Here is a 22,046-nt window from a genome sequence, read left to right on the forward strand (position 1 = left end):
TGATGAACGCTTCGCTCCTCAGCTATTCTATCTGGATACCCATCGTCGGCGGCCTGCTGGTTCTGGCCGTTGGAGATCGCCGTGCGGCGATGGCGCGTTGGTTGGCCCTGATTGTGTCCTTGCTGGCGTTTGCCGTTACCATTCCCCTCTATACGGGTTTTGATACGCACACTGCGGCCATGCAATTCAGTGAGCGGGTTTCGTGGATTCCTTCCCTGAATATTTACTATCACCTCGGTGTGGATGGTATATCCCTGTGGTTTATATTGCTGACCAGCTTTTTGACCGTGCTGGTGGTCATCAGCTCCTGGCGTAATGTCCAGACCCGGGTTGCCCAATTTATGGCGGCTTTCCTGATTATGGAAGGCATGATGATTGGCGTGTTCTGCGCTCTTGATGCCATTCTTTTTTATGTATTCTGGGAAGCCATGCTGATTCCGATGTTCCTGATTATCGGCGTCTGGGGTGGACCACGACGGGTGTATGCCACCATCAAGTTTTTTCTGTATACCTTCCTGGGTTCCGTGTTGATGCTGGTGGCTTTGTTGTACCTGTATTTTCACAGCGGCAACAGTTTCGACTTGCTGGTTTATCAGCATACCCCCCTGGGAATGACGGCGCAGATTCTCATTTTTATTGCCTTTTTTGTGGCGTTTGCCGTAAAAATTCCCATGTGGCCAGTACATACCTGGTTACCAGATGCCCACGTGGAGGCGCCTACCGCCGGATCGGTGGTGCTGGCCGCTATCATGCTGAAAATGGGGGCCTACGGTTTTCTGCGACTGAGTCTGCCCATTGTTCCGGATGCCAGCCACAAACTCGCCTGGCTGATGATTCTGCTTTCCCTGATCGCCATTATTTACGTGGCGCTGGTGGCTATTGTTCAGGAAGACATGAAAAAACTGGTGGCGTACTCCTCCATTGCCCACATGGGTTTTGTGACGCTGGGCTTTTTCGTGTTTGATAGCGTAGCCATTGAAGGCAGTATTATTCAGATGCTCTCTCACGGCTTTATCAGTGCCGCCATGTTCCTCTGCATCGGCGTACTGTATGACCGTATGCATACCCGGAATATCAAAGCCTATGGAGGGGTCGCCAACGTCATGCCGATATTTGCGGCGTTGATGATGTTATTCGCCATGGGTAATGTGGGTTTGCCGGGGACCTCCGGTTTTGTGGGTGAGTTTATGGTGGTGCTCGGCACTTATCAGGTGAATCCGTGGTACGCGATTCTTGCCGCTACTGGCTTGATTACAGGTGCCAGTTACACCCTGTGGCTGTTCAAACGCGCTATTTTTGGTGGAATTGTGCACCCCGAGGTGGCCGCCCTGAAAGATCTCGATGCCCGCGAAATGCTGGTGCTTGGGACACTGGCGGCGTTCACCCTGCTCTTGGGCGTATGGCCCGCACCTTTCCTTGATATCGTACATACTTCGGTACAGCATCTGGTGGCGCAGGTAGCTGTTTCGAAAATTCCGGCGTAGAAGGACTCTGCCTATGAATGCTTTTCTGCTGCATTGGACTTTTGCCATACCGGAAATCTGGGTGTTGATCATGGCCTGCGTGGTGTTGCTGGCGGATTTGTACCTGGGCGAACGACTGCGGGACGTAGCTCCGGTATTGACCGTACTGACGCTGCTGGGTGCAGCGGTGCTGACCTTTTTTGAATTGGGACAAAGTGGTACGACTTTCGCCGGTTTGCTGGTGCTGGATCCGTTTACCAATGTGGCCGAATTGTTCAGCTATCTGGCCGTATTGATGGTGGTGCTCTATTCGCGACGTTATTTGATGGATCGTGGCATATACCGGGGCGAAATCTACGTGTTGCTGCTTTTTGCCCTCTTGGGTGTCATGGTGATGGTCTCGGGCGCAAACCTGCTGAGCATCTATCTGGGGCTGGAGCTTTTGGCGCTGAGTCAATATGCGCTGGTTGCCTTCAATCGCGACAGCCTGGTCGCAACCGAAGCAGGGCTGAAATATTTTGTTCTGGGTGCGCTGGCTTCGGGTTTGCTGCTTTACGGTATGTCGCTGCTCTACGGACTGACAGGAACCCTGGAGGTTCGCCATATTGCTGCAGCACTGGTGAATGTCACCAGCAGTAATCTGATTCTGGTATTTGCTCTGGTCTTTATCGTGGCGGGTATTGCTTTCAAGCTCGGCGCAGCCCCCTTTCACATGTGGTTGCCGGATGTGTATCAGGGCGCCCCCACGGTGGTAACGACCTTTCTCGCCTCGGCACCTAAAATCGGCGCGTTTGCCCTGATTATTCGCCTTTTGGTAGATGGTGGGTACGGCATGCTGGAATCCTGGCAGCAGATATTTATTGCCCTGACATTGGTGTCTCTGCTGGTAGGTAACCTGATTGCCATTGCCCAACAGAATCTAAAACGGATGCTGGCCTACTCAACCGTAGGGCATGTGGGTTTTCTTTCCCTGGGCATAGTTGCGGGGACAGAAGCTGGTTTTGCCAGCGCATTTTTCTACACCATTGTTTATGTGCTGATGTCTCTGGCCGGTTTCGGGATGATTCTGCTCCTCACCCGGGCGGGTTTTGAAGCCGATCGCATTGATGATTTCAAGGGATTATCGCAGCGCAAACCCTGGTATGCCTTTTTGATGCTCATCATCATGTTTTCCATGGCGGGTGTTCCGCCGACGGTGGGTTTTTATGCCAAGCTGGCGGTGTTCCAGGCCGTCATTGCAGCGGGTTATGTGTGGTTGGCGGTGATCGGCGTATTGTTGGCAGTAATTGGGGCTTTCTATTATTTGCGGGTCGTTAAAGTCATGTATTTTGATGCCCCTGAACCGGAAAGTGAGCCGATCGTGCGCGATGATCTTGCAAGTGCTACCCTCAGTATCAACAGTCTGGCTTTGCTGGTTCTGGGGATTGTTCCCGGACCGCTGATGGCCTTCTGTTTTTATGCCATGCAGGGAGTGATTTGATGGATATGCATAATTGGGTACTGCTTTATATATTACTGGCTTTTGTGGCAGCGAATTTACCTTGGCTGAGTAATCGCCTGTTTTTTATCCGCCCGGTTGCGGAAGGCAAGGCCCTGCAGTGGTACCTGCTGGAGTGGTTGGTGATGTACTTCATTGTGGGACTGATCGGCATGGCTATTGAAAACGGTCTGGATGGTAGCCTTCATGCCCAGGGTTGGGAATTTTATGTGATTGCCCTGTGCATGTTTGCCGTTTTTGCCATACCGGGTTTCATCTGGCGCTTTAACGTGCTGCCGATGTTGCGTAGATCTTGACCGGAGCCCGCGTAATGGGTACATTTGCGGGCTGCAGGCGCGTAGCTCAGGGGGAGAGCGCTACCTTGACACGGTAGAGGTCGGCGGTTCGAAACCGCCCGTGCCTACCAAATCCCGCACCAGAGGGAAGATTCTCTCTGGTGCTTTTTCTTTGGAGAGGGCATATGCCAGACATTCAGTTGCCAGATGGTAGTCATCGACAGTTCCCTGAACCCCTCACCGGGCTGGAACTGGCGCGCACTATCGGCAGCGGACTCGCCAAGGCAGCAGTAGCCATGCGCGTTGATGGTACCCTCAAAGATCTCTCCACGGTGCTGGATGAGAATGTGGCAGTAGCCATTATTACCAAGGACAGTCCCGAAGGTCTGGAAGTGATTCGCCACTCGACCGCGCATTTGCTGGCGCAGGCAGTTCAATCGCTGTTTCCGGATGTTCAGGTGACTATCGGCCCGGTGATTGAAAACGGCTTTTATTATGATTTTGCCAGTGCGCGCAGCTTTACGGTGGAAGATCTTGCCGCCATTGAAAACCGGATGCGCGAACTGGTAAAGCAGAATCTTGCCGTCCAGCGCGAAGTATTATCTCGTGATGCCGCCATTGATCTTTTCGAGAGCATGGGTGAAGACTACAAGGTCCAGATTATCCGGGATATTCCGGCTAGTGAAGCATTGAGTTTGTACCGCCAGGGTGATTTCGTGGACCTCTGCCGAGGCCCCCATGTGCCCTTTACCGGATCACTTGGTGCCTTCAAGTTACAGCGGGTGGCCGGTGCCTACTGGCGTGGAGACTCCCGCAATCCCATGTTGCAGCGTGTTTATGGAACAGCCTGGGCGAGTCAGAAAGATCTGGATGCCTATTTGCAGCAACTGGCTGAAGCTGAAAAGCGCGATCATCGCCGTATTGGCACCGAACTGGATTTGTTCTCTATTCAGGAAGATGCCGGGGGTGGATTGGTTTTCTGGCATCCTATGGGTGCCCGGATTCGGCGGGTAATTGAGGACTTCTGGCGTAGTGCCCATGTGGGAGGGGGCTATGAATTACTGTTTACCCCGCATATTGCCCATGAGCAGCTTTGGTATACCTCTGGACACAAGGATTTTTACGCGGAATCCATGTTTGATCCCATGCAGGACGAAGGCCAGCCGTATCAGCTCAAGCCCATGAACTGTCCTTTTCACATTCTCATTTACAAAGACAAACTGCATTCCTATCGGGATTTGCCCCTGCGTTGGGCGGAACTGGGGACGGTATACCGTCATGAAATGTCTGGCGCGCTGCATGGTTTGATGCGGGTGCGTGGCTTTACTCAGGATGATGCTCATGTGTTCTGCCGTCCTGATCAAATTGCGGTGGAAATTGGTGAAGTGCTGACGCTGGTTCAGAAAATTCTCGGTACCTTTGGTTTTGACCGCTATGAAATCAACCTTTCTACCCGGCCAGAGCACTCCGTAGGTAGTGATGCCATCTGGGAAACAGCTACCGAGGCTTTGCGGACCGCTTTGGAGCGTGCGGGCCTGGAATATCAGGTGGATGCAGGGGGCGGGGCTTTTTACGGCCCGAAAATCGATCTGAAAATTCAGGATGCCATTGGCCGTAAATGGCAGTGCAGCACCATCCAGCTTGATTTTAATTTGCCTGAGCGTTTCGGGATGGAGTATGTGGCCGAAGATGGTTCGCGGCAGGTACCTATCATGGTGCATCGCGCCATATTTGGTTCCGTGGAGCGCTTTTTTGGCGTGCTCATCGAACATTACGAAGGAAAATTCCCATTGTGGCTGTCACCCGTGCAGGTTGCGGTGCTTCCGATCAGTGAGCATTTTGTCGAATATGCGGAATCTGTCACGGCAGCATTGAGCAAACTCGGCCTCCGTGTTGAAACGGACTTGAGAAACGAGAAGATAGGTTATAAGATACGCGCCCACACCCTGCGCCGGGTGCCCTATATGCTGGTCGTTGGAGAACGCGAGCAGGAAGCGGGAACCGTGGCGCTTAGGGATCGGAACGGTCAGGACTTGGGTTCCCATAGCATTGCTGCGCTGGGCACCGCTCTGCAGAAAATGCATCAGGAGCGGCAGAATACCCTGGAGTGGCAAGGCTAGCGAGGAGGATAAGGCGATCGCGACAGAGAAAGAAGTCAATATCAACCGGGAAATTACCGCAGCGCGGGTCCGGCTGATAGGGGTGGAAGGTGAACAAATGGGTGTGGTTTCCTTTACGGAAGCCTTGTCGGCCGCTGAAGAAGCCGACCTGGATCTGGTGGAAATTGCCCCACAGGCAGAACCACCTGTATGCAGGATCATGGATTACGGCAAGTTTCGCTTTCAGGAAAGTAAGCGTCAGCATGAAGCGAAGCGTCGGCAAAAGCAGACCCAGGTAAAGGAAATCAAATTCCGTCCGCGTACGGATGATGCCGATTACCAGATCAAGCTCCGTAATATCATGCGTTTTATTGATGATGGAGACCGGGCCAAAATCACCCTGCGCTTTCGTGGTCGTGAGATGTCTCACCCGGAACTGGGCATGGAACTGCTCAACCGGGTAGAAAAAGATTTAGCAGAAGTCGGGGTGGTTGAACAACGGCCACGCATGGAAGGGCGGCAAATGGTGATGATTATCGCCCCACGGAAAAAATAGGAGAGCATCGTGCCAAAAATGAAGAGCAATCGCGGAGCGGCCAAGCGTTTCAAGCGCACCGGATCCGGCAAATTTAAGCATCGTCAGGCGTTTTTGAACCACATCCTGACCAAAAAAACGACCAAGCGGAAGCGTCATCTGCGCCACACCTTGGTGACTTCGGGAAGCGATCAGGCTGCCTTGCGGCGCATGCTTCCCTACGCTTGATGACAGAGGAATCGTACCATGCCTAGAGTAAAACGTGGCGTAACCGCCCACGCCCGTCATAAAAAAGTCTTGGCTCGCGCCAAGGGCTTCCGTGGTCAACGTAAAAGCAACTTCCGCATCGCCCATCAGGCGGTGATGAAGGCCCTGACTTATGAATACCGCGATCGTCGTACCAAGAAGCGGGACTTCCGCAGCCTCTGGATTGTGCGCATCAATGCCGCAGCACGTTCAGAAGGGCTTAGCTACAGCCGTTTCATGAATGGTTTGTTGCGTGCCGGCATTCAGCTTGATCGCAAGGTCCTGGCGGATATTGCGGTGCGCGACAAGCTGGCGTTTACCCGTCTGGTTGAGGTGGCTAAGGGCCAGCTGGCCGCTTAATTGTGACGGAGGCTGTGGATATGTCGCTGTCTTCCATAGCTTCCCTTGCAGAGGCTGCGCGTGATATTGCGGCCGCTGCTGATCTTCCTGCGCTGGAACAAATCCGTCTGCACTGGTTGGGAAAAAAGGGTCTGTTGACCCAGGCCATGCAGCAACTCGGACAACTATCTCCAGAAGCGCGCCGTGAAGCCGGACAATTACTGAATGTGCGCAAGGAGGAAGTGCAGAATCTTCTGCAATCCCGCCGGACCGTACTGGAAACTGCACGGATTCAAGCCCGCCTGGAGGCTGAGCGGATAGATGTTACTTTGCCCGGAAGGCGTATTGCGCTGGGGAGTAGTCATCCCATCCGTCAGACCCTCGAATGGATAGAGCAATATTTTTCCGGTTTGGGTTTTGAAATTAGTGATGGTCCTGAAATAGAAGACGATTATCATAATTTTGAAGCGCTGAATATCCCCGAAGATCATCCGGCGCGGGCCATGCACGATACGTTCTACTTTGACCACAATCGGGTATTGCGTACCCATACCTCTCCAGTACAAATCCGCTTTCTCGAAAACCATCAGCCGCCTTTACGGATGATTGCAACGGGACGCGTATATCGGCGGGATTCTGATATTACCCATACCCCGATGTTTCATCAGGTGGAAGGGCTACTTTTGGATGAAGAAGCCAGTTTTGCTGATTTGCGTGGCCTGCTGGAAGATTTCCTTCAGAATTTTTTTGCCAAACCGGATTTGCCGGTGCGCTTTCGGCCTTCTTATTTCCCCTTTACGGAGCCTTCTGCAGAAGTGGATGTGGGCTGTGTCATCTGCGGTGGTTCAGGTTGTCGGGTTTGCAAGCAAACCGGCTGGCTGGAAGTGCTGGGCTGCGGCATGGTGCATCCGGCTGTACTGGCTGGTGCCGGAGTAGATGGCGAACTATTTGGTGGTTTTGCTTTTGGCATGGGCATCGAAAGACTGACCATGCTGCGTTATGGGGTCAATGATTTGCGTCTCTTTTTTGAGAACGATCTGCGCTTCCTCAAGCAGTTTTCCTGAGGAGCGAAGGCTATGCGTATCAGTATTCAGTGGCTTCGTGATTGGTTGGATTTTTCCTGGAATACGGAAGAAATCGCCCGTCGGCTGACCATGGGTGGCATCGAGGTGGAGGCTGTTGAGCCCGCTGCTCTGCCTTTCCATGCGGTGGTTATTGCGGCGGTACAAAGCGTGGCAGCGCATCCCGAAGCCGACAAGCTACGGGTCGCTCAGGTAGATGCTGGTGATGGCACTCTGCGCACAATTGTCTGTGGGGCTGCCAATCTGGCGGAAGGGCAGCGGGTACCTCTGGCCTTGCCGGGTGCGGAGTTGCCGGGTAATAAAAAAATAGCCATTTCGGAACTGCGCGGTGTACGTTCGGAGGGCATGCTTTGCGCGGCTGGAGAGCTGGGTCTGGAAGATGGCAGTAGCGGATTGTTGATTCTGGATGCAGAGGCTCCCGTGGGTACGGATCTCCGGACCTACCTGCATTTGGATGATGACATTCTGACTTTGGGGATTACCCCTAATCGCGGAGATGCCTTGTCCATAAAGGGCGTGGCACGCGATCTGTATGCCCTTGGAGCGCAGCAACTGCATGATCCTCGGGCTGTCACACCAGGTCCCGAGTGGTCTCAGCAAGACTCCACCGAACACCCCGTGCAGGGTGATTACTCTGTATCAATAGATGTTGAAGCCAGAACAGCATGTCCAAGTTATACCGCATTGTGGATTGACGGCGTACCAAATCGCTTGCCGGATTTTTTGCGCGAGCGTTTGCGCCGCGCCGGTCAGCGCTGCATCCACCCGCTGGTGGACTTGCTGAACCTTTGGATGTTTGATACCGGTCAGCCTCTGCACGCTTTTGATGCCGAAACGATTCAGGGTGGACTGTGTGTACGCTGGGCCAAATCCGGAGAAGTCCTTGATGCACTGGATGGCCGCGATCTGAACCTGGAGCCGGATATGCTGGTCATTGCCGACGCGCAGGGACCGGTAGCACTTGCGGGTATTATCGGCGGACGCCGTAGCAGTGTGACTGCGCAAACCCGATCCATTATTTTGGAAGCGGCTTTTTTCCAGCCCAAGGCCATTCAGGGTCGTGCGCGTCGACTGGGTTTGCAAACTGATGCTGCCATGCGCTATGAGCGTGGTGTGGATTTTAATCTGGCTCCACAGGTAGCCAGCGGCGTGCTCGCGCAAATGATGGAACTGGCCGCCGTGCAGTTGCGAGCCTCCCATTCTTTTACCCTGATGGGCCAGTTGCCAGTTTCCGTCGAAATTTCATTGCGGCAAAAACGTCTTGAACGGGTGATGGGGATGCCCTACGAGGCGGCAGTTGTTGAGCAGTTGTTGACGCGTCTGGGTCTGCAGGTCTCTTCGGTGCAGGATGGTTGGCAGGCCACTGCCCCTAGTCACCGCTTTGATCTGCGGATTGAGGCAGATCTGATTGAAGAGGTCGGTAGAATTTATGGTTATGACCATCTGCCAGCCCATCGCCCTCGTGGTGTTTTGCAGGCGGTGCCCAATCATCAGTCAGAATCTCAGATGTTGCGCCATATTTTGCAGGCCCGAGATTATCACGAAATCATTACTTACAGTTTTATCAGCCAGGAATCTCAGGATGATTTCCGGCCGAATGCGGATGCACCCGCCTTGCTGAACCCCTTGTCAGCAGACCTGGCGGTGATGCGTGCCAGCCTCTGGCCGGGTTTGCTGCAAACCTTGCAATTTAATGCAAAGCGTCAGCAGGATCGTATTCGTCTTTTTGAAATGGGGCGGATATTTTCGGCAGATCGGCAGACCATGGTCCTGGCGGGTTGTATCTGGGGTGTCGCAGACCGTGAAAATTGGGCGCAAACGGCCCGGGATGTGGATTTTTTTGACCTTAAAGGGGATGTAGCCGCCATTCTGGCGTTATGGCCACAAACCCCTTTTGAGTTCCAGACCCTGTCCACTGAGCATGCGCTGCATCCCGGACAGTCCGCAGAAATTCTGGTTGAAGGCCGCAGAATCGGGATGCTCGGGGCTTTGCATCCGACTCTCGCAGCGCGCTATGACCTGGACAAATCGGCCTTTTTCTTCTATCTAGACATAGAGATGCTGGAACAACTGCAGAAAGGGCGGCATTTTACGGCGTTGTCACCCTATCCTGCCTTGCGCCGGGATATGGCGTTGGTTTTACCCGAAAACATTGAAGCAGGAGCAGTCCTGGCGACAATGCAGCGGGCTGCCGGTGCGGTGGTGCAGGAAATTCGTATTTTTGATCGCTATCAGGGGGAATCCCTGCCGGCAGGGACCTACAGTTTGGCATTTGCGCTCATTTTGCAGGATCGTGAGCGTACGCTGACTGAGGCTGATGTACAAATGGAACTGGAGCGAATGCTCACAGCAGTGAAGCAAATCGGCTCCATAGAACTCAGGGCATAGGGAGACAAGAAAGTGGCCGTCACGAAAGCAGAAATTGTTGATATGTTGTTTGAAACCATGGGCTTGAACAAGCGTGAAGCCAAAGGTGTTGTGGAAGCCATGTTTGATCATATTCGCGAAAACCTGGCCCAGGGCGAAGAAGTGAAACTCTCCGGCTTTGGTAATTTCACCCTGCGCGATAAAAACCCCCGCCCAGGGCGCAATCCCAAAACCGGCGTGGAAATTACCATCACCGCACGGCGGGTGGTGACTTTCCATCCGAGTCAGAAGCTCAAAGCCTATGTCAATGGTAGCGAACCAGACAACGGCTAAGGGTAAAGCTGGCAAAGAGCTCGCCGCGCTACCAGAAATTCCTGAAAAACGGTATTTCTCCATTAGCGAGGCGTCTCTGCTTTGTGGGGTCAAGGCCCACGTATTGCGCTATTGGGAGCAGGAATTCCCGCTACTCAGTCCGCTGAAAAGAAAAGGTAATCGCCGTTATTACCAGCGCCACGACTTACTCCTGGCGCGGCAGATTCGTGACCTTCTTTATGGAGAAGGTTATACCATCCACGGTGCTCGTGAACGACTTCAGGGCCTGCGTAACGAATCCAGTCACGGGCATCCGGTCTCAGCAGCACAACTGGAATTCGAAATGGAGGATAATGCCTCCGGTCTGCACACCAGCACGGGCAACCGCCTGACCTACCTGCGTACTGAATTGACCGAATTGATAAAAATATGTGCCGCCAAGCATTGACCCGACGCCAGCGAAGCATTAGAGTAGCGGCTCTTGCGGGGCGTAGCGCAGCCTGGTAGCGCACCTGAATGGGGTTCAGGTGGTCGGAGGTTCAAATCCTCTCGCCCCGACCAATTTTACCATATGAATCATATCGATATAATTTTTATGGGCCATAAGTAAATCTTGTGGGTAAACTTTGGGTTTATAATGGGGAAACCAGTAGGGATAGCCCGACGGTATCCGTCACAATCCATGGTTCCTGGTGTTTATCCAGGTAGTGCTTGGTCATCTTTTCGGTTGAGTGGCCCAGCAGTCTCTGAATCGCGTCGTCCAGGCGCAAATCCTCCAGTCGCGGTTTGTGAGTCATATTGTTGCTACTTTCAATGTCCTCGCCCTGGCAACCGAACCGAAAATACGCGGGTTGTTGGCATGATGGGCTGCAATAATCTGTAGGGCCTCTTCACGATGCCTTCGCAAGATTTCATACGGACGCATAACATCTCTCCGATGACCAGGATAAACTCCCGGTATTAATTCTGAATCCACCACAAAGAGGGTGGAAATGAGGTTTTATCTACCAAGATTCCTATTCATTTCGGTGAGTTGTGTGTAATTCCGGTAGATCACTTTGAATGGTTTTCCAGACGATTTCCAGGTCCACCTGAATGGTGGCCAAGTCCATTAGGGTTGTTTCGGGCGTTGGGTCGATGAGGATATCCAGATCGCTACTTTCGGTATCCTGACCATTCAATACGGAGCCGAACACCCAGGCATTTTTGGCGTGGTGAGATTCGACTATCTGCCGGATTGTGGCAGGGTTTGAGGCCAAGGCTACTGATGGTTTCATCATTCCCCCACTATGAAATCTGACCCGCAGATATATTATAGGGTAATTTGATCTTCTCAACACCTGCAGTGCGAACCAGAAGCGGGTGAATTACCGCACCAGACCGTTCCGCCAGTGGGATACTGGATATCTCCTGCCGGTTTCGATATCCCCTTCTGGAAACAGGCAAATCCAGCCGCCAGCACGCAGGTAACGCAACATCTCATACTCACCCACATCCATTCAGCCTAAAAACAGCAGCTACCCCTACTGAAATAAGATTATCCATTTGATAGGATTCAGCTTCCCCTGCACATGGAGGCTCACCCAATGGGTGCGCCCTGGCAGCGTGGACCCCCGGTCCCCGGATACTGACTGATGGGGTGCTCGAACAGTTCCCAAGTTTGGAGTTGTTCAAAGAACTCGATATGTTAGAGCCTTTCGGTCGGCAATGGGATGCCCCCTCTTCTGTGCGGAAGGCCGGATCCTCAGTGTGCGTCCTGTCGGGGACGGCACCCACCTGAAATTGTTGGTGGGCATCGGGCCAAATCGATTCGATGCCATCTGGTTTGGAGCGGTCCGCGACGGCGTGTGTCCCGTGGAAACGGGGCAGCTTGTCCGAGTGACTTTCGAGCCGGATGCCAACACCTTCAGAGACGAGTCTTCCTTGCAATTGCGTGTCCGGCATGCGGTAGTTATTGCAGGGAACACGGTGATGGCTCAGCAGAGCGGCAAGCCAGCGATGTAAGCGTCTTGTCGCTGCTGTTTGACACTGGTGACCAACCAATGAAAATATCAGCCGGTTCCAGCAACTTATAAAAAGGAATACGAAGTATATACTCACCGTATATCCTATGTGACTGGAGGCTGCAATGGCCATGACACGCGTTTTTCAATCAGGTAACAGTCAGGCGATACGATTGCCCAAAGAATTCCGTTTAACGGTCGATAAAGTTGAAATTTTCCGTCGTGGCGACGAAATCATTCTGAGGGAGCATCCAGTAAATGCCGGATATATTTTTGATGCTTTGGCCGCGTTCCCTGAAGGTTTTATGTCCGCAGGACGTCAGGACATGCCGCCCCAGGAAAGAGAAAGCTTTTGATGTATGTGCGTTACCTGCTGGATACTAACATCTGCATTTATATTGCCAAATATCATCCTCCGGCGGTGCATACGCATTTTCTACAACATACTGCCGATGAATTGGTGATGTCAGTCATTACTCTTGGTGAATTACGCTGTGCGGCGGAAAAAAGTCAAGTGCGGGATAAGGCCCTGGCCAGTATTCAAAATCTGCAGGAAAGCATTCGGGTAGCCCAACTCACCCCTCAGGTTGGGATCCAATATGGGCGGATCCGCGCTGCTCTGGAAAGCTGTGGGCGACCCATTGGTAATAATGATTTATGGATTGCAGCACACGCCCGCGCCGAAGGCTGGATTTTGGTTACCAATAACGAACGCGAGTTTTGCCGGGTGGAAGGCTTGCAAGTAGAAAACTGGGTAACAGCATGACCTGGTCTCAACCCCGTCAAAACTCCACTGGAGAACAGCGCCGAAACTGCGCATAATGACGGGCTTTGTGTGCTAGGTGAACGGCCTGGCGCGGGTTTGGTCCCGGCGCAGTCCGCTGGAAAAGGAAAAATCATGAGAGAAGTGAATGAGATGCGTGCGTTGCACGAAGATCTCCAGGCCCGGGTGAGCGGCCTGAGGGGGTATCTTTGACCTCGAAGAAAAGCGTGGCCGTTTAGAAGAAGTTCAGCGCGAACTGGAAGATCCCGGTATCTGGACCCAGGCTGAAAAAGCCCAGGAATTGGGACGGGAACGAGCGGCTCTGGAAGCCATCATCGGGCCAATGGACAAGTTGAGTGCCGGTCTGGCGGACGGTAACGAAATGCTGGAGCTTGCGCTTAGTGAGCAGGATCAGGAACTGCTGAATTCGGTAGATGCCGATCTGGATACGGCTCTGGCGATGGTCGAAAAACTGGAATTTCAGCGGATGTTTTCGGGAGATCATGATGCTTCCGATTGCTTTGTCGATATTCAGGCGGGGGCGGGCGGCACCGAAGCCCAGGATTGGGCAGAGATGATTTTGCGCATGTACTTGCGCTGGAGTGAGCAGCACGGTTTTGCTGCGGAACTGGTGGAAGTCTCGGAAGGAGAAGTGGCGGGTATCAAGTCGGCCAGTATTCACGTCAAGGGCGATCATGCCTTCGGCTGGCTGCGCAGTGAAACCGGCGTGCATCGTCTGGTGCGCAAATCGCCCTTTGATTCAGGAAATCGTCGTCATACCAGTTTCGCCAGCGTATTCATTTATCCCGAAATTGACGACAGCTTTGAAATCGAAATTAATCCTGCAGACCTCAAGGTGGATACCTACCGCGCCAGTGGTGCCGGTGGGCAGCACGTCAACAAGACGGATTCGGCCATTCGGATTACCCACGTCCCATCGGGCATTATTGTCGCCTGTCAGACGGATCGTTCCCAGCATAAAAACCGGGCCGAAGCCATGCGCATGTTGCGTTCCAAGCTTTTTGAAATGGAAATGAAAAAGCGTGATGCGGAAAAACAGGCGCTGGAAGACAGTAAGAGTGACATTGGCTGGGGTCATCAGATTCGTTCTTACGTGCTTGACCAGTCACGGATCAAAGACCTGCGCACCGGGGTCGAAGTGGGGGATACCCAGAAAGTTCTGGATGGGGCTCTGGACCTATTTATCGAAGCGGCACTGAAGGCCGGCTTATAAAATGCAGTCACGCACAATTTGCGCGAGGAGAACAAAGTGGATCAGGAACTGAATGACCAGATGCAGGTACGCCAGGACAAACTGACCCAGTGGCGTCATGAGGGACAGGCCTACCCCAACCACTTTCGGCGCGATGCCCTGGCGAGAGATCTGCAGGCACGTTATGGAGATATGGATGCCTTGGCGCTGGAGCAGGAGCCGATCCAGGCCCGACTGGGTGGGCGCTTGATGACCCGGCGGGTCATGGGTAAAGCCAGTTTTGCCGATATTCAGGATCAGTCCGGACGTATTCAGCTTTTTGTCAGTCGTGATGCCTTGGGGGAAGAGCACTATGCGCGTTTCAAGGCCTTGGATTTTGGTGACATTATCGGTGTGGAAGGGACTTTGTTCCGCACCAAAACCGGCGAATTGTCCCTGAAAGTCCATAGTCTGCAATTACTCAGTAAAGCCCTGCGTCCCCTGCCGGAAAAATGGCATGGGCTGAGTGATCCCGAAACCCGATTTCGTCAGCGTTATGTGGATCTCATTGTTACCGAATCTGCCCGCCGGACGTTTCAGATCCGGGCGGAAACTGTGGCCGCCCTCCGCGAAGGCTTGCGCCAGCGCGGGTTTTTTGAAGCCGAAACGCCCATGATGCATGTCATTCCCGGTGGCGCCACGGCGCGTCCCTTCATGACCCATCATCATGCCCTGGATATGACGCTTTACCTGCGTATTGCCCCGGAACTTTACCTGAAGCGCCTGGTAGTGGGTGGTATTGAGCAGGTCTTTGAAATCAATCGTAATTTTCGTAATGAAGGGATTTCTACCCGCCATAATCCGGAATTCACCATGCTCGAATGGTATGAGGCCTATGCCGATTATCGGGATGCCATGGACTTGACCGAAACCCTGATTCGCGCTGCGGCACAAGCGGCCCTGGGTGGTACCCAGATTCAGTATCAGGGCCTGGAAATTGATTTGGGCAAGGCTTTTGTGCGGATGAGCGTGAGCGAGTCAGTGCGCGCCTACAATCCGGATCTGGCCGACGCCGATCTGCGCGATCCGGAAGTCCTGGCTGCCAAGCTGGCGCAGTTGCGTGTGCCCTGTGAAGCTTCCTGGGGCTGGGGCAAACGGCTGATCGAAATCTTTGAAAAGACCGTGGAAGGTCATTTGCAGCAACCGACGTTCATTACCGAATATCCCCTGGAAGTCAGCCCCCTGGCGCGCCGCAACGATCTGGATCCGGAGGTGACGGATCGCTTTGAGTTGATGATTGCCGGACGTGAGCTGGCCAATGGTTTTTCGGAGCTCAATGATCCCGAAGATCAGGCCGCCCGGTTCCGCGCCCAGGTAGAGGCCAAGGATGCCGGTGATGAAGAAGCCATGTTCTATGATGCCGATTATATCCGCGCCCTGGAGTATGGAATGCCGCCCACTGCGGGCGTCGGGTTGGGTATTGATCGTCTGGTCATGTTGCTGGCGGATCAGCCCAGTATTCGTGAAGTCATTCTCTTCCCGCACTTGCGACCGGAATAATCATGCGCCTTTATGAGTTGTGGATCGGGCTGCGCTATACCCGGGCCAAAAGAAATAATCATTTCATTTCTTTTATTACCGGAACGGCCATCCTCGGAATGGTCATCGGGGTAGCCGCACTGATTGCGGTCATGGCCGTCATGAACGGTTTTGATCACACTCTGCGCTCGCGCATCCTGGCGGTGACATCTGATGTCATCATTCAGGGTAACGGGGTGCCGGTCATGGACTGGCAGACCGCTACCCGACGTTTGTCGCGGGTGCCGGATGTGACTGGAGTGGCACCCTATGTGCAGGCGCAGGCGCTGATCTCCCATGATGGTCTGGTCAGTGGGGCGATGATTGAGGGCATTGATCCTACCCTGGAAGGGGGCGTGGACAAGCTGGCCAAGGACATGAAAGTGGGCAAGCTGCAAAGCCTGCAAAGTCATCCCTGGAGTATTGTGCTGGGTACGGCTCTGGCCCGGCAATTGGGGGTGACCGTAGGCGATAAAATCACCCTGATTTCGCCTCAGGGCGGAGTCACTCCTCTGGGGGTGAGTCCGTCGTTGCGCCAGTTTACCGTGGTCGGTCTGTTTTCTGTGGGTATTTACGCCTACGACAGTGGTATGGCGTATATCAATCTGGGCGATGCCCAGCGTCTTTATGGGCTGGATAAAGGGGTGACCGGCTTGCGTATGCAGATCAAAAATCCCTTTGATGCACCGGCTTTTGCCGCCCATCTCCAGAAACAACTGGGGCCCGCCTTTTATATTCAGGACTGGACCCAGACCCATGAAAACTTTTTCAAGGCCCTGAGCATGGAAAAACTGGTCATGTTCGTCATTTTATCCCTGATTATTGCGGTGGCGGCTTTCAACATTGTGGCGACCCTGGTCATGGTGGTGACCGACAAGGAAACCGATATTGCCATTTTGCGCACCCTGGGCGTCACGCCACGCAGTATTATGTTGATTTTCATGGTGCAGGGGGCAGTAATCGGCCTGGTCGGGACTTTGCTGGGAGTGTTTTTTGGCGTCCTGCTGGCCCTGAATATCCCCACTCTGGTGCCCGCCCTTGAACAATTACTGCATACCCAGTTCATCTCTCCAGAGGTGTATTCCATCAGTCAGTTGCCCTCCAAGCTCGAACCCTGGGATGTGGTGCATGTGGCCGTGGCTGCCCTGATCATGAGCTGGATTGCCACCTTATACCCCTCCTGGAGGGCATCACGGGTCGCTCCGGCGGAGGCTTTACGCTATGAATGATGAATGGGTTTTGTCCGTAGAGCATTTGCGTCAGAGTTTTGCCATTGGCAGAGACAAGTTAGATGTCATCCGCGACGTCAATTTGCAAATCCGCAAAGGCGAAAGCCTGGCCATTGTCGGCGCATCGGGGCAAGGTAAAAGTACCCTGATGCATCTGATGGGGGGATTGGAAAAACCCTCGGGGGGTGTGGTTCGCATTCTTGGCCAGGAAATCTACAAACTTCGGGAATCTGCGCGCAGCCGCCTGCGCAATCAGAGTGTCGGCTTTGTGTATCAGTTACATCGCCTGTTACCGGAGTTTACCGCGCTGGAAAATGTGCTCTTGCCGCTCCTGATTCGTCGGGTGCCTCGGCATTCGGTGCAGGCCTGGGGCGAAGAGATTTTGGCACGGGTCGGTCTGGGTGAGCGTTTGCAGCACAAGCCGGGCATGTTGTCCGGAGGCGAAAGGCAGCGGGTGGCCCTGGCGCGTGCCTTGGTAACCCGACCGGCCCTGCTTCTGGCGGATGAGCCGACGGGAAATCTGGACAGTGAATCAGCCGAGAGTGTCCATGACCTGATGCTCAGCCTCAACCGGGAACTGGGCACTGCGCTGGTTATTGTCACCCATGAGCCCGCGCTGGCGGCGCATATGGGGCGGGTATTGCGCCTGCAGAATGGTGTTCTGCAGACACTTGAAAGCTGATCCCCTATGACTCAATGAACTGCATCCAGCAGGAAGCCCGGCCCTTCAAGTAGAGAAAGCGGCGGAGTGGCTACATGCGCTGTTTTGTCCAATGCTTATGCCGCGCCGTAGGCATACTCAATGGTCTGCAGGACGGCACCGCCGTGGGAAGCTTTCAGTATTTCGATGCCTACCACATTCCCGTGCTCATCATAATCCAAAATGACGCCGGGGCTGGCCTCGTCGCTTTCCATAACGGGATGCTCACTTAGCCTCATGGTTAGCGTATCCGTGTCCGGGTCGTAGCGTACTTTCATGATCCCCTCCAATACTTCTCTATCTTGCTGGTACGATAGACAGTAATAATCCGCATAGGTTGGTCTTGGTCTGCCACGATAGCCCTCAGCAGCATGGGGCCTTCGGGAAAACTGATCACCGATTGGTAAGCCACCAATTCCGCTTTCTCCGGCACAACCTCTCCTGGCGTCTGCATAACCACATCCAAAATGGATTCAGGAATCCCCCGAATAGCCATTTCTTCTTGTGCGTGTTTGGTGATGATATATGCTTTCATGGGTTCAAATCCCGCATTGGTTTTGAAACCCCAATATCGCTAATGTACTGATTCTCCTCATGCCCGGCAAGCCGCAAAACCGGGTATTATGAGACATTACAATCAGACCAGCATTTCTTTACGAATTACCCGCCGCAACACCCGTTCCAGTGCCCCATCCTGCGCGGTCATCTGTTCCCGTAAAGTGGCGTTGATCGCGGTCTGATAATTGCCGCCATGTTCCTGCGCCTGCTTTCTGTACCAGTCCAGCACGTCGTTATCTAACCGGATAGTCACGCGTGTTTTCCCCGGCTCTACGGCGACGGCACCCCGCTGGGCCTGGCTGAAATCATACTCTGCTTTCATGGTGTCACACCTCCTGCATAAGCTTTACGTTCTCCTGGACTGGCTTTACGGGCAGATATGAGGCGTATTTCATCTTCATAGCGCTCGGTGTACACCACGATCAGTACTAGATCCAGGAAGTCCCGCCTCATCGTCACTAAACGCTGCTCGCCTTCGGCATCTACGTCTTCTGTCGTCAGGGCGCGGTCATCAAAAAAGACCCCGACGGCATCGGCAAAGTCCACGTGATGATCGCGCAGGTTGATTTGCCGCTTTTTGTCGTCCCAAGTGAACTTCATAGCCCACTATTGCACAAGTGTACACTAAAGAAAAGCCGTTGCATGCGTACACTGGAGCTCGACGCAGACGGAGACTTTGCCGATGGCGTTATTGCCTGCGAAGGAAATTGGCTCGGTGGTGAAACTTTCGTTTCCTTCGACAAGAAGGTGGTAGCACTGTTCGCAGCTCACGGGCAATCAACGCGTCTTTTGTGACGTATGAAAATGTAAGAATAGATTCATAAAACTGTAACATGGCTGTGTTATGGTTAATTCAACATATAGGTTTTAGTCCACAGACTATCGGTATTAGCCGAAATTAGGAGCCGCAATGCTATCCATTCGCAAACTACCTTTGGCAGTTGCTATCGGCGTGCTGGGTTTCAGCGCTTTTTCCAGTGCCCAGGCGGCCACCGAGGGACTGCCTTTCAAGATTGTGGCTTATGATGCCACCTACACCCTCCATCCCAAGGGCAGTTACACCGCCCGGATTCACGAAGTTATTTCGCCGCTCAGCCACTTCGGCGTCCAGAGTCTTGCCCAGTTTCATAAAAAGTACCCGGCCAAAATGGCGGATTTGCAGGTCATCAGCGCTTACACCGTCAGCCCATCCGGAAAAAAGTACGTTGTTGACAAAAATAGGATTTATATCCGGACCCTGCCGGTCGTTGCGGATGCTCCGGAGTTCAGTGACGCCAAGGCCATCACCGTGGTATTCCCCCATGTTGCCGTAGGGGATGATCTGGTTTCGGACTGGCAGGAAGATTTCAAAAAACCGTATTTCCCGAATCAGGTCAGTATCAGTCATACGGTCCCATACTTCCTGCAAGCCGATCAGGTCCACATTGTGGTACATGCTCCGGCGGATATGAAACTGCACTGGGCAGGCTCCGGCGCTTATCAGGTCACCCACAGCGTTCAGGGAAATACCCAGACCATCAGTGCCACACTCCAGCAAGCGCATCCCGAACCCTTGCAGCCCAATGCCGTGAGCCCCTATCAGGTCAGCCCGACCTTCACGCTCAGCACCTTCCCCAACTGGGAAGCCATTGGTGATGCCTACTGGAAATACGCCGAACCCGCCGAAAAAGTAACGCCGGAAGTGCAGAAACTGGCGGATAAAATCGCCGGAAACAAAACCGGCAAGGACGCTGTACAAGCCCTCTATGACTGGACCGTCCATCATATCCGCTGGGTCGGGGTGGAAACGGGCCTCAGTGGCTATAAACCGTATCCGGCCGATACGACCCTGACACAGCGCTATGGCGACTGTAAGGCCGCCGCCGCTTTATTGGTGGCTCTGTTGCATGCCCGGCATATTGAAGCCCAGCCGGTCATTATTGGGGCTGGGAATGATTTCGGTCTGCAGAAAGTTGCCAATATCCAGCGTTTCAATCATGTCATCGTCTATGTCCCTCAGTATGATCTCTATCTGGATGCCACCTCGGGTTACGCCCCCATGGGCACCATTCCTTTTCCGGATGTCTACCATCCGGTCATTCTGGTGAGCGATCGCTCAAAAATGGCCACTACCCCCGGCAATGGTCCCGAAGCCAGTGGTATGACCGGCACAGAACAAGTCAGCGTTCACGCGGATGGCAGCCTGGACGCCAGCGAGTCCCTCCACCTGAGCGGTTATGGTGCCTGGATCTGGAAAGACCTGCTGGCCCGGGTACCCATGAGTGAATATGGAGCCGTCCTGCATCAGGCATTGGCTCAGGCGGGGGTCATGGCCCAGAACAGTTCTCTGAGCACTTCTCCTACCCATAGCCTTCAGGATCCCTTCACCATTCAGGCCAAATGGCAGACCGCACCCGGCGTTCCCCTCGGCAATGGGTCGCGCATCCATCTGCACTATGGCCTGAATACGGCTTCCCTGCGCAATCTGACCGCCCGGCTCAGCAGTCCCACCGTCCAATATCCGGCATTCATGCCCTATGGTCACGGTGAATGGAGCACGGATGTGACCTTGCCCAAGGGCTTCTCCTGGAAAGTGCAGAAACACAGCGAACAGGTCAAGAATGCCGCAGGGACATTTACCGAAACCATTAAACCCCTCAGTGCCGAGCAATTGCAGGTGACCTACCAGATGGCACTGGCCCATATGGTGTATAGCCCGGAACAGTATCTCGACCTCTATAAGCTCGTCAGTCAGGCTTATGCCATCAGTCAGGAGGGATTTGCGGTATCCGATCTGCGTCATTGACCAGCCAGTGAAGAAGGAAGCGAGCTAATAAAGATGCCGGTGGTTGCAGCCATTGCCGCAAGGAATTGCAAATGTTTGAGATATAAAATGTATCTCAAACAATCAATTAACATGCAGCAATGGTCCTGCAATATTTTCACTGCAGCGGTAAAGCACATGTATCGGTATCACTAAAATTGAAAATATTGGCCTAATGCTGATGGAGTTTTTGAAGCGCTAATTTTATATGGTGCAGTGGAGCATGTATGGCCGCAAAACCAAGAAATAGATTAATAAGTTTTATGCTGCTTTTATGTGGACCATTTATAATTTATTTTTTATGGCCTACAGGAAGCTTGCCAGCATATGTAATCATATGTTGTTTTTCTATCATTATGTTATTGATGCTTCGTATCCTGTTAGGCTTGATAAAAATATGGATTGATAAGATTAATAAATAAAGGTATCAAGGATAATTATTTATCGTGCCCACATGAATTTCATTAACATGCTTCATCCAGGTAAGATGGATCTCAGTTTGTCCCTTGAAATGGCGATCAACTAAAAAAGAGAATATCATGTTTGACAAGCTGTTTTTTAATTTAACGAGAAAAAATGGTACTACTTATCTTACTGCTAATTTTCTAATCCCTATTTATATAATAATAGGAAAATCTAATTCTGAAGTTATTTTTTCAAAAATTAGGCGCATCTATAGTGATTTAGTTTCATTCAGTTTTTTCGTTTCGTTGTCGATTATTATTGTTTTTTCTTATTTTTTCAAATTATCAGGAAATATCATAGACCAATATATTGTTTTACCCGCATTGGCGGTATCAATTGGTTTTATATTTTCTGGGATTGCGGGTATGTTTTTACTTAAGCAGAAAATATCTTTCGGATTTTTGATTCCGTTTAAGGCTCTTCGTCAGATTGAGTGGGTAGGGGGTAGAATGCTGTGGAGCGGTCGTGCCCTGAATTGGAGTTAGCTGATGGTCCCTGAAGAGCTGTTTTCTCTCGCGTTAGGATTGGTTCCGCCGTGG

General features: G+C 52.8%; 27 protein-coding genes and 2 tRNA genes. 23 read left to right on the forward strand and 6 right to left on the reverse strand.

Annotated features, from left to right (window positions below):
* The first annotated feature begins 2 nt into the window (after positions 1 to 2).
* The 13 genes from HJG40_RS04525 (at position 3) to HJG40_RS04585 (ending at position 10,777) form a co-directional block, all read left to right on the forward strand.
* Positions 3 to 1,484, forward strand: coding sequence for an NADH-quinone oxidoreductase subunit M (locus HJG40_RS04525; protein WP_226857135.1), 1,482 nt, complete (start codon positions 3 to 5; stop codon positions 1,482 to 1,484).
* A 13-nt stretch (positions 1,485 to 1,497) separates the two neighbouring features.
* On the forward strand, positions 1,498 to 2,943 hold the full coding sequence (gene nuoN / locus HJG40_RS04530; protein ID WP_215863085.1) for an NADH-quinone oxidoreductase subunit NuoN: 1,446 nt from the start codon (positions 1,498 to 1,500) through the stop codon (positions 2,941 to 2,943).
* Positions 2,943 to 3,257 carry a DUF2818 family protein gene (locus tag HJG40_RS04535; protein ID WP_215863086.1) on the forward strand — a complete coding sequence of 105 codons (315 nt, stop codon included), beginning with the start codon at positions 2,943 to 2,945 and terminating at the stop codon, positions 3,255 to 3,257. The genes nuoN and HJG40_RS04535 overlap by 1 nt, the downstream gene beginning before the upstream one ends.
* A 35-nt stretch (positions 3,258 to 3,292) precedes the next feature.
* Positions 3,293 to 3,367 (forward strand) — tRNA-Val (locus tag HJG40_RS04540).
* A gap of 54 nt (positions 3,368 to 3,421) precedes the next feature.
* A complete protein-coding gene (gene thrS / locus HJG40_RS04545) occupies positions 3,422 to 5,356 on the forward strand; it encodes a threonine--tRNA ligase (RefSeq protein ID WP_215863087.1) in 1,935 nt (644 codons plus the stop codon).
* A 16-nt stretch (positions 5,357 to 5,372) separates the two neighbouring features.
* A complete protein-coding gene (gene infC, locus HJG40_RS04550) occupies positions 5,373 to 5,891 on the forward strand; it encodes a translation initiation factor IF-3 (RefSeq protein ID WP_215863109.1) in 519 nt (172 codons plus the stop codon).
* Positions 5,892 to 5,900: 9 nt separating this feature from the next.
* Entirely contained in the window at positions 5,901 to 6,098 is a 198-nt protein-coding gene (gene rpmI, locus HJG40_RS04555) for a 50S ribosomal protein L35 (protein ID WP_010641739.1), read from the forward strand.
* Between the two features lie 18 nt (positions 6,099 to 6,116).
* The gene (gene rplT, locus HJG40_RS04560) at positions 6,117 to 6,476 is read left to right on the forward strand and encodes a 50S ribosomal protein L20 (protein WP_193651669.1); all 360 of its coding nucleotides are present in this window, start codon (positions 6,117 to 6,119) and stop codon (positions 6,474 to 6,476) included.
* A 20-nt stretch (positions 6,477 to 6,496) separates the two neighbouring features.
* Entirely contained in the window at positions 6,497 to 7,519 is a 1,023-nt protein-coding gene (gene pheS / locus HJG40_RS04565; protein WP_215863088.1) for a phenylalanine--tRNA ligase subunit alpha, read from the forward strand.
* 12 nt (positions 7,520 to 7,531) lie between these two features.
* Positions 7,532 to 9,925, forward strand: coding sequence for a phenylalanine--tRNA ligase subunit beta (gene pheT / locus HJG40_RS04570; RefSeq protein WP_215863089.1), 2,394 nt, complete (start codon positions 7,532 to 7,534; stop codon positions 9,923 to 9,925).
* Positions 9,926 to 9,937: 12 nt separating this feature from the next.
* Entirely contained in the window at positions 9,938 to 10,237 is a 300-nt protein-coding gene (locus HJG40_RS04575) for an integration host factor subunit alpha (RefSeq protein WP_024893611.1), read from the forward strand.
* Positions 10,206 to 10,664 carry a MerR family transcriptional regulator gene (locus HJG40_RS04580; protein ID WP_226857137.1) on the forward strand — a complete coding sequence of 153 codons (459 nt, stop codon included), beginning with the start codon at positions 10,206 to 10,208 and terminating at the stop codon, positions 10,662 to 10,664. The genes HJG40_RS04575 and HJG40_RS04580 overlap by 32 nt, the downstream gene beginning before the upstream one ends.
* Before the next feature lie 36 nt (positions 10,665 to 10,700).
* Positions 10,701 to 10,777 (forward strand) — tRNA-Pro (locus tag HJG40_RS04585).
* 71 nt (positions 10,778 to 10,848) lie between these two features.
* Here the strand turns inward: HJG40_RS04585 and HJG40_RS04590 are convergent.
* On the reverse strand, positions 10,849 to 11,013 hold the full coding sequence (locus HJG40_RS04590; protein WP_215863090.1) for a site-specific integrase: 165 nt from the start codon (positions 11,011 to 11,013) through the stop codon (positions 10,849 to 10,851).
* Between the two features lie 219 nt (positions 11,014 to 11,232).
* Positions 11,233 to 11,496, reverse strand: coding sequence for a nucleotidyltransferase family protein (locus HJG40_RS04595; protein WP_226857140.1), 264 nt, complete (start codon positions 11,494 to 11,496; stop codon positions 11,233 to 11,235).
* Positions 11,497 to 11,923: 427 nt separating this feature from the next.
* On the opposite strand from HJG40_RS04595, the gene HJG40_RS04600 reads away from it, so the two are divergent.
* The 7 genes from HJG40_RS04600 (at position 11,924) to HJG40_RS04630 (ending at position 17,663) form a co-directional block, all read left to right on the forward strand.
* Complete coding sequence (locus HJG40_RS04600) at positions 11,924 to 12,220, forward strand: hypothetical protein (RefSeq protein ID WP_226857142.1); 297 nt, start codon at positions 11,924 to 11,926, stop codon at positions 12,218 to 12,220.
* Between the two features lie 124 nt (positions 12,221 to 12,344).
* Positions 12,345 to 12,575: an antitoxin gene (locus tag HJG40_RS04605; protein WP_215863091.1), complete on the forward strand. Its 231-nt coding sequence runs from the start codon at positions 12,345 to 12,347 to the stop codon at positions 12,573 to 12,575.
* The gene (locus HJG40_RS04610) at positions 12,575 to 12,985 is read left to right on the forward strand and encodes a type II toxin-antitoxin system VapC family toxin (RefSeq protein ID WP_215863092.1); all 411 of its coding nucleotides are present in this window, start codon (positions 12,575 to 12,577) and stop codon (positions 12,983 to 12,985) included. The genes HJG40_RS04605 and HJG40_RS04610 overlap by 1 nt, the downstream gene beginning before the upstream one ends.
* A gap of 132 nt (positions 12,986 to 13,117) precedes the next feature.
* Positions 13,118 to 14,216, forward strand: a protein-coding gene (gene prfB / locus HJG40_RS04615; protein WP_215863093.1) for a peptide chain release factor 2 whose coding sequence is annotated in 2 segments (ribosomal slippage) — positions 13,118 to 13,192 and positions 13,194 to 14,216 — 1,098 coding nt in all. Because the reading frame shifts where the segments join, the coding sequence is not laid out codon by codon here.
* A gap of 36 nt (positions 14,217 to 14,252) precedes the next feature.
* Positions 14,253 to 15,734, forward strand: a complete 1,482-nt coding sequence (gene lysS / locus HJG40_RS04620) for a lysine--tRNA ligase (protein WP_215863094.1) — start codon at positions 14,253 to 14,255, stop codon at positions 15,732 to 15,734.
* Positions 15,735 to 15,736: 2 nt separating this feature from the next.
* A complete protein-coding gene (locus HJG40_RS04625) occupies positions 15,737 to 16,981 on the forward strand; it encodes a lipoprotein-releasing ABC transporter permease subunit (RefSeq protein ID WP_215863095.1) in 1,245 nt (414 codons plus the stop codon).
* Positions 16,974 to 17,663, forward strand: coding sequence for an ABC transporter ATP-binding protein (locus HJG40_RS04630; protein WP_215863096.1), 690 nt, complete (start codon positions 16,974 to 16,976; stop codon positions 17,661 to 17,663). Before HJG40_RS04625 ends, HJG40_RS04630 begins: the two co-directional genes overlap by 8 nt.
* 95 nt (positions 17,664 to 17,758) lie before the next feature.
* Here the strand turns inward: HJG40_RS04630 and HJG40_RS04635 are convergent, their stop codons facing one another.
* The 4 genes from HJG40_RS04635 to HJG40_RS04650 form a co-directional block, all read right to left on the reverse strand.
* Complete coding sequence (locus tag HJG40_RS04635; protein ID WP_215863097.1) at positions 17,759 to 17,959, reverse strand: DUF2283 domain-containing protein; 201 nt, start codon at positions 17,957 to 17,959, stop codon at positions 17,759 to 17,761.
* Positions 17,956 to 18,216 carry a DUF4258 domain-containing protein gene (locus HJG40_RS04640; protein WP_215863098.1) on the reverse strand — a complete coding sequence of 87 codons (261 nt, stop codon included), beginning with the start codon at positions 18,214 to 18,216 and terminating at the stop codon, positions 17,956 to 17,958. Before HJG40_RS04640 ends, HJG40_RS04635 begins: the two co-directional genes overlap by 4 nt.
* A gap of 102 nt (positions 18,217 to 18,318) precedes the next feature.
* Entirely contained in the window at positions 18,319 to 18,561 is a 243-nt protein-coding gene (locus HJG40_RS04645) for a BrnA antitoxin family protein (RefSeq protein ID WP_215863099.1), read from the reverse strand.
* Positions 18,558 to 18,839, reverse strand: coding sequence for a BrnT family toxin (locus HJG40_RS04650; RefSeq protein ID WP_215863100.1), 282 nt, complete (start codon positions 18,837 to 18,839; stop codon positions 18,558 to 18,560). The genes HJG40_RS04645 and HJG40_RS04650 overlap by 4 nt, the downstream gene beginning before the upstream one ends.
* 42 nt (positions 18,840 to 18,881) lie before the next feature.
* Here HJG40_RS04650 and HJG40_RS04655 point away from each other — a divergent pair, with 42 nt between their 5' ends.
* The 3 genes from HJG40_RS04655 (at position 18,882) to HJG40_RS04665 (ending at position 21,992) form a co-directional block, all read left to right on the forward strand.
* Complete coding sequence (locus HJG40_RS04655) at positions 18,882 to 19,034, forward strand: PIN domain-containing protein (protein WP_226857144.1); 153 nt, start codon at positions 18,882 to 18,884, stop codon at positions 19,032 to 19,034.
* Positions 19,035 to 19,149: 115 nt separating this feature from the next.
* A complete protein-coding gene (locus HJG40_RS04660; protein ID WP_215863101.1) occupies positions 19,150 to 21,024 on the forward strand; it encodes a DUF3857 domain-containing protein in 1,875 nt (624 codons plus the stop codon).
* Between the two features lie 557 nt (positions 21,025 to 21,581).
* Positions 21,582 to 21,992 carry a hypothetical protein gene (locus HJG40_RS04665; protein WP_215863102.1) on the forward strand — a complete coding sequence of 137 codons (411 nt, stop codon included), beginning with the start codon at positions 21,582 to 21,584 and terminating at the stop codon, positions 21,990 to 21,992.
* Positions 21,993 to 22,046 lie beyond the last annotated feature (54 nt).

Source organism: Acidithiobacillus concretivorus, from assembly GCF_018853445.1.
Taxonomy (GTDB): Bacteria; Pseudomonadota; Gammaproteobacteria; order Acidithiobacillales; family Acidithiobacillaceae; genus Acidithiobacillus; species Acidithiobacillus concretivorus.

Bases quoted from the DNA above. Each gene is read 5' to 3' on its own strand.
- HJG40_RS04525 (WP_226857135.1), top strand. From the start codon at position 3: ATGAACGCTTCGCTCCTCAGCTATTCTATCTGGATACCCATCGTCGGC.
- nuoN (WP_215863085.1), top strand. From the start codon at position 1,498: ATGAATGCTTTTCTGCTGCATTGGACTTTTGCCATACCGGAAATCTGG.
- HJG40_RS04535 (WP_215863086.1), top strand. From the start codon at position 2,943: ATGGATATGCATAATTGGGTACTGCTTTATATATTACTGGCTTTTGTG.
- thrS (WP_215863087.1), top strand. From the start codon at position 3,422: ATGCCAGACATTCAGTTGCCAGATGGTAGTCATCGACAGTTCCCTGAA.
- rplT (WP_193651669.1), top strand. From the start codon at position 6,117: ATGCCTAGAGTAAAACGTGGCGTAACCGCCCACGCCCGTCATAAAAAA.
- pheS (WP_215863088.1), top strand. From the start codon at position 6,497: ATGTCGCTGTCTTCCATAGCTTCCCTTGCAGAGGCTGCGCGTGATATT.
- pheT (WP_215863089.1), top strand. From the start codon at position 7,532: ATGCGTATCAGTATTCAGTGGCTTCGTGATTGGTTGGATTTTTCCTGG.
- HJG40_RS04580 (WP_226857137.1), top strand. From the start codon at position 10,206: ATGTCAATGGTAGCGAACCAGACAACGGCTAAGGGTAAAGCTGGCAAA.
- HJG40_RS04590 (WP_215863090.1), bottom strand. From the start codon at position 11,013: ATGACTCACAAACCGCGACTGGAGGATTTGCGCCTGGACGACGCGATT.
- HJG40_RS04595 (WP_226857140.1), bottom strand. From the start codon at position 11,496: ATGATGAAACCATCAGTAGCCTTGGCCTCAAACCCTGCCACAATCCGG.
- HJG40_RS04600 (WP_226857142.1), top strand. From the start codon at position 11,924: ATGGGATGCCCCCTCTTCTGTGCGGAAGGCCGGATCCTCAGTGTGCGT.
- HJG40_RS04605 (WP_215863091.1), top strand. From the start codon at position 12,345: ATGGCCATGACACGCGTTTTTCAATCAGGTAACAGTCAGGCGATACGA.
- HJG40_RS04610 (WP_215863092.1), top strand. From the start codon at position 12,575: ATGTATGTGCGTTACCTGCTGGATACTAACATCTGCATTTATATTGCC.
- HJG40_RS04625 (WP_215863095.1), top strand. From the start codon at position 15,737: ATGCGCCTTTATGAGTTGTGGATCGGGCTGCGCTATACCCGGGCCAAA.
- HJG40_RS04630 (WP_215863096.1), top strand. From the start codon at position 16,974: ATGAATGATGAATGGGTTTTGTCCGTAGAGCATTTGCGTCAGAGTTTT.
- HJG40_RS04635 (WP_215863097.1), bottom strand. From the start codon at position 17,959: ATGAAAGTACGCTACGACCCGGACACGGATACGCTAACCATGAGGCTA.
- HJG40_RS04640 (WP_215863098.1), bottom strand. From the start codon at position 18,216: ATGAAAGCATATATCATCACCAAACACGCACAAGAAGAAATGGCTATT.
- HJG40_RS04645 (WP_215863099.1), bottom strand. From the start codon at position 18,561: ATGAAAGCAGAGTATGATTTCAGCCAGGCCCAGCGGGGTGCCGTCGCC.
- HJG40_RS04650 (WP_215863100.1), bottom strand. From the start codon at position 18,839: ATGAAGTTCACTTGGGACGACAAAAAGCGGCAAATCAACCTGCGCGAT.
- HJG40_RS04655 (WP_226857144.1), top strand. From the start codon at position 18,882: ATGCGTACACTGGAGCTCGACGCAGACGGAGACTTTGCCGATGGCGTT.
- HJG40_RS04660 (WP_215863101.1), top strand. From the start codon at position 19,150: ATGCTATCCATTCGCAAACTACCTTTGGCAGTTGCTATCGGCGTGCTG.
- HJG40_RS04665 (WP_215863102.1), top strand. From the start codon at position 21,582: ATGTTTGACAAGCTGTTTTTTAATTTAACGAGAAAAAATGGTACTACT.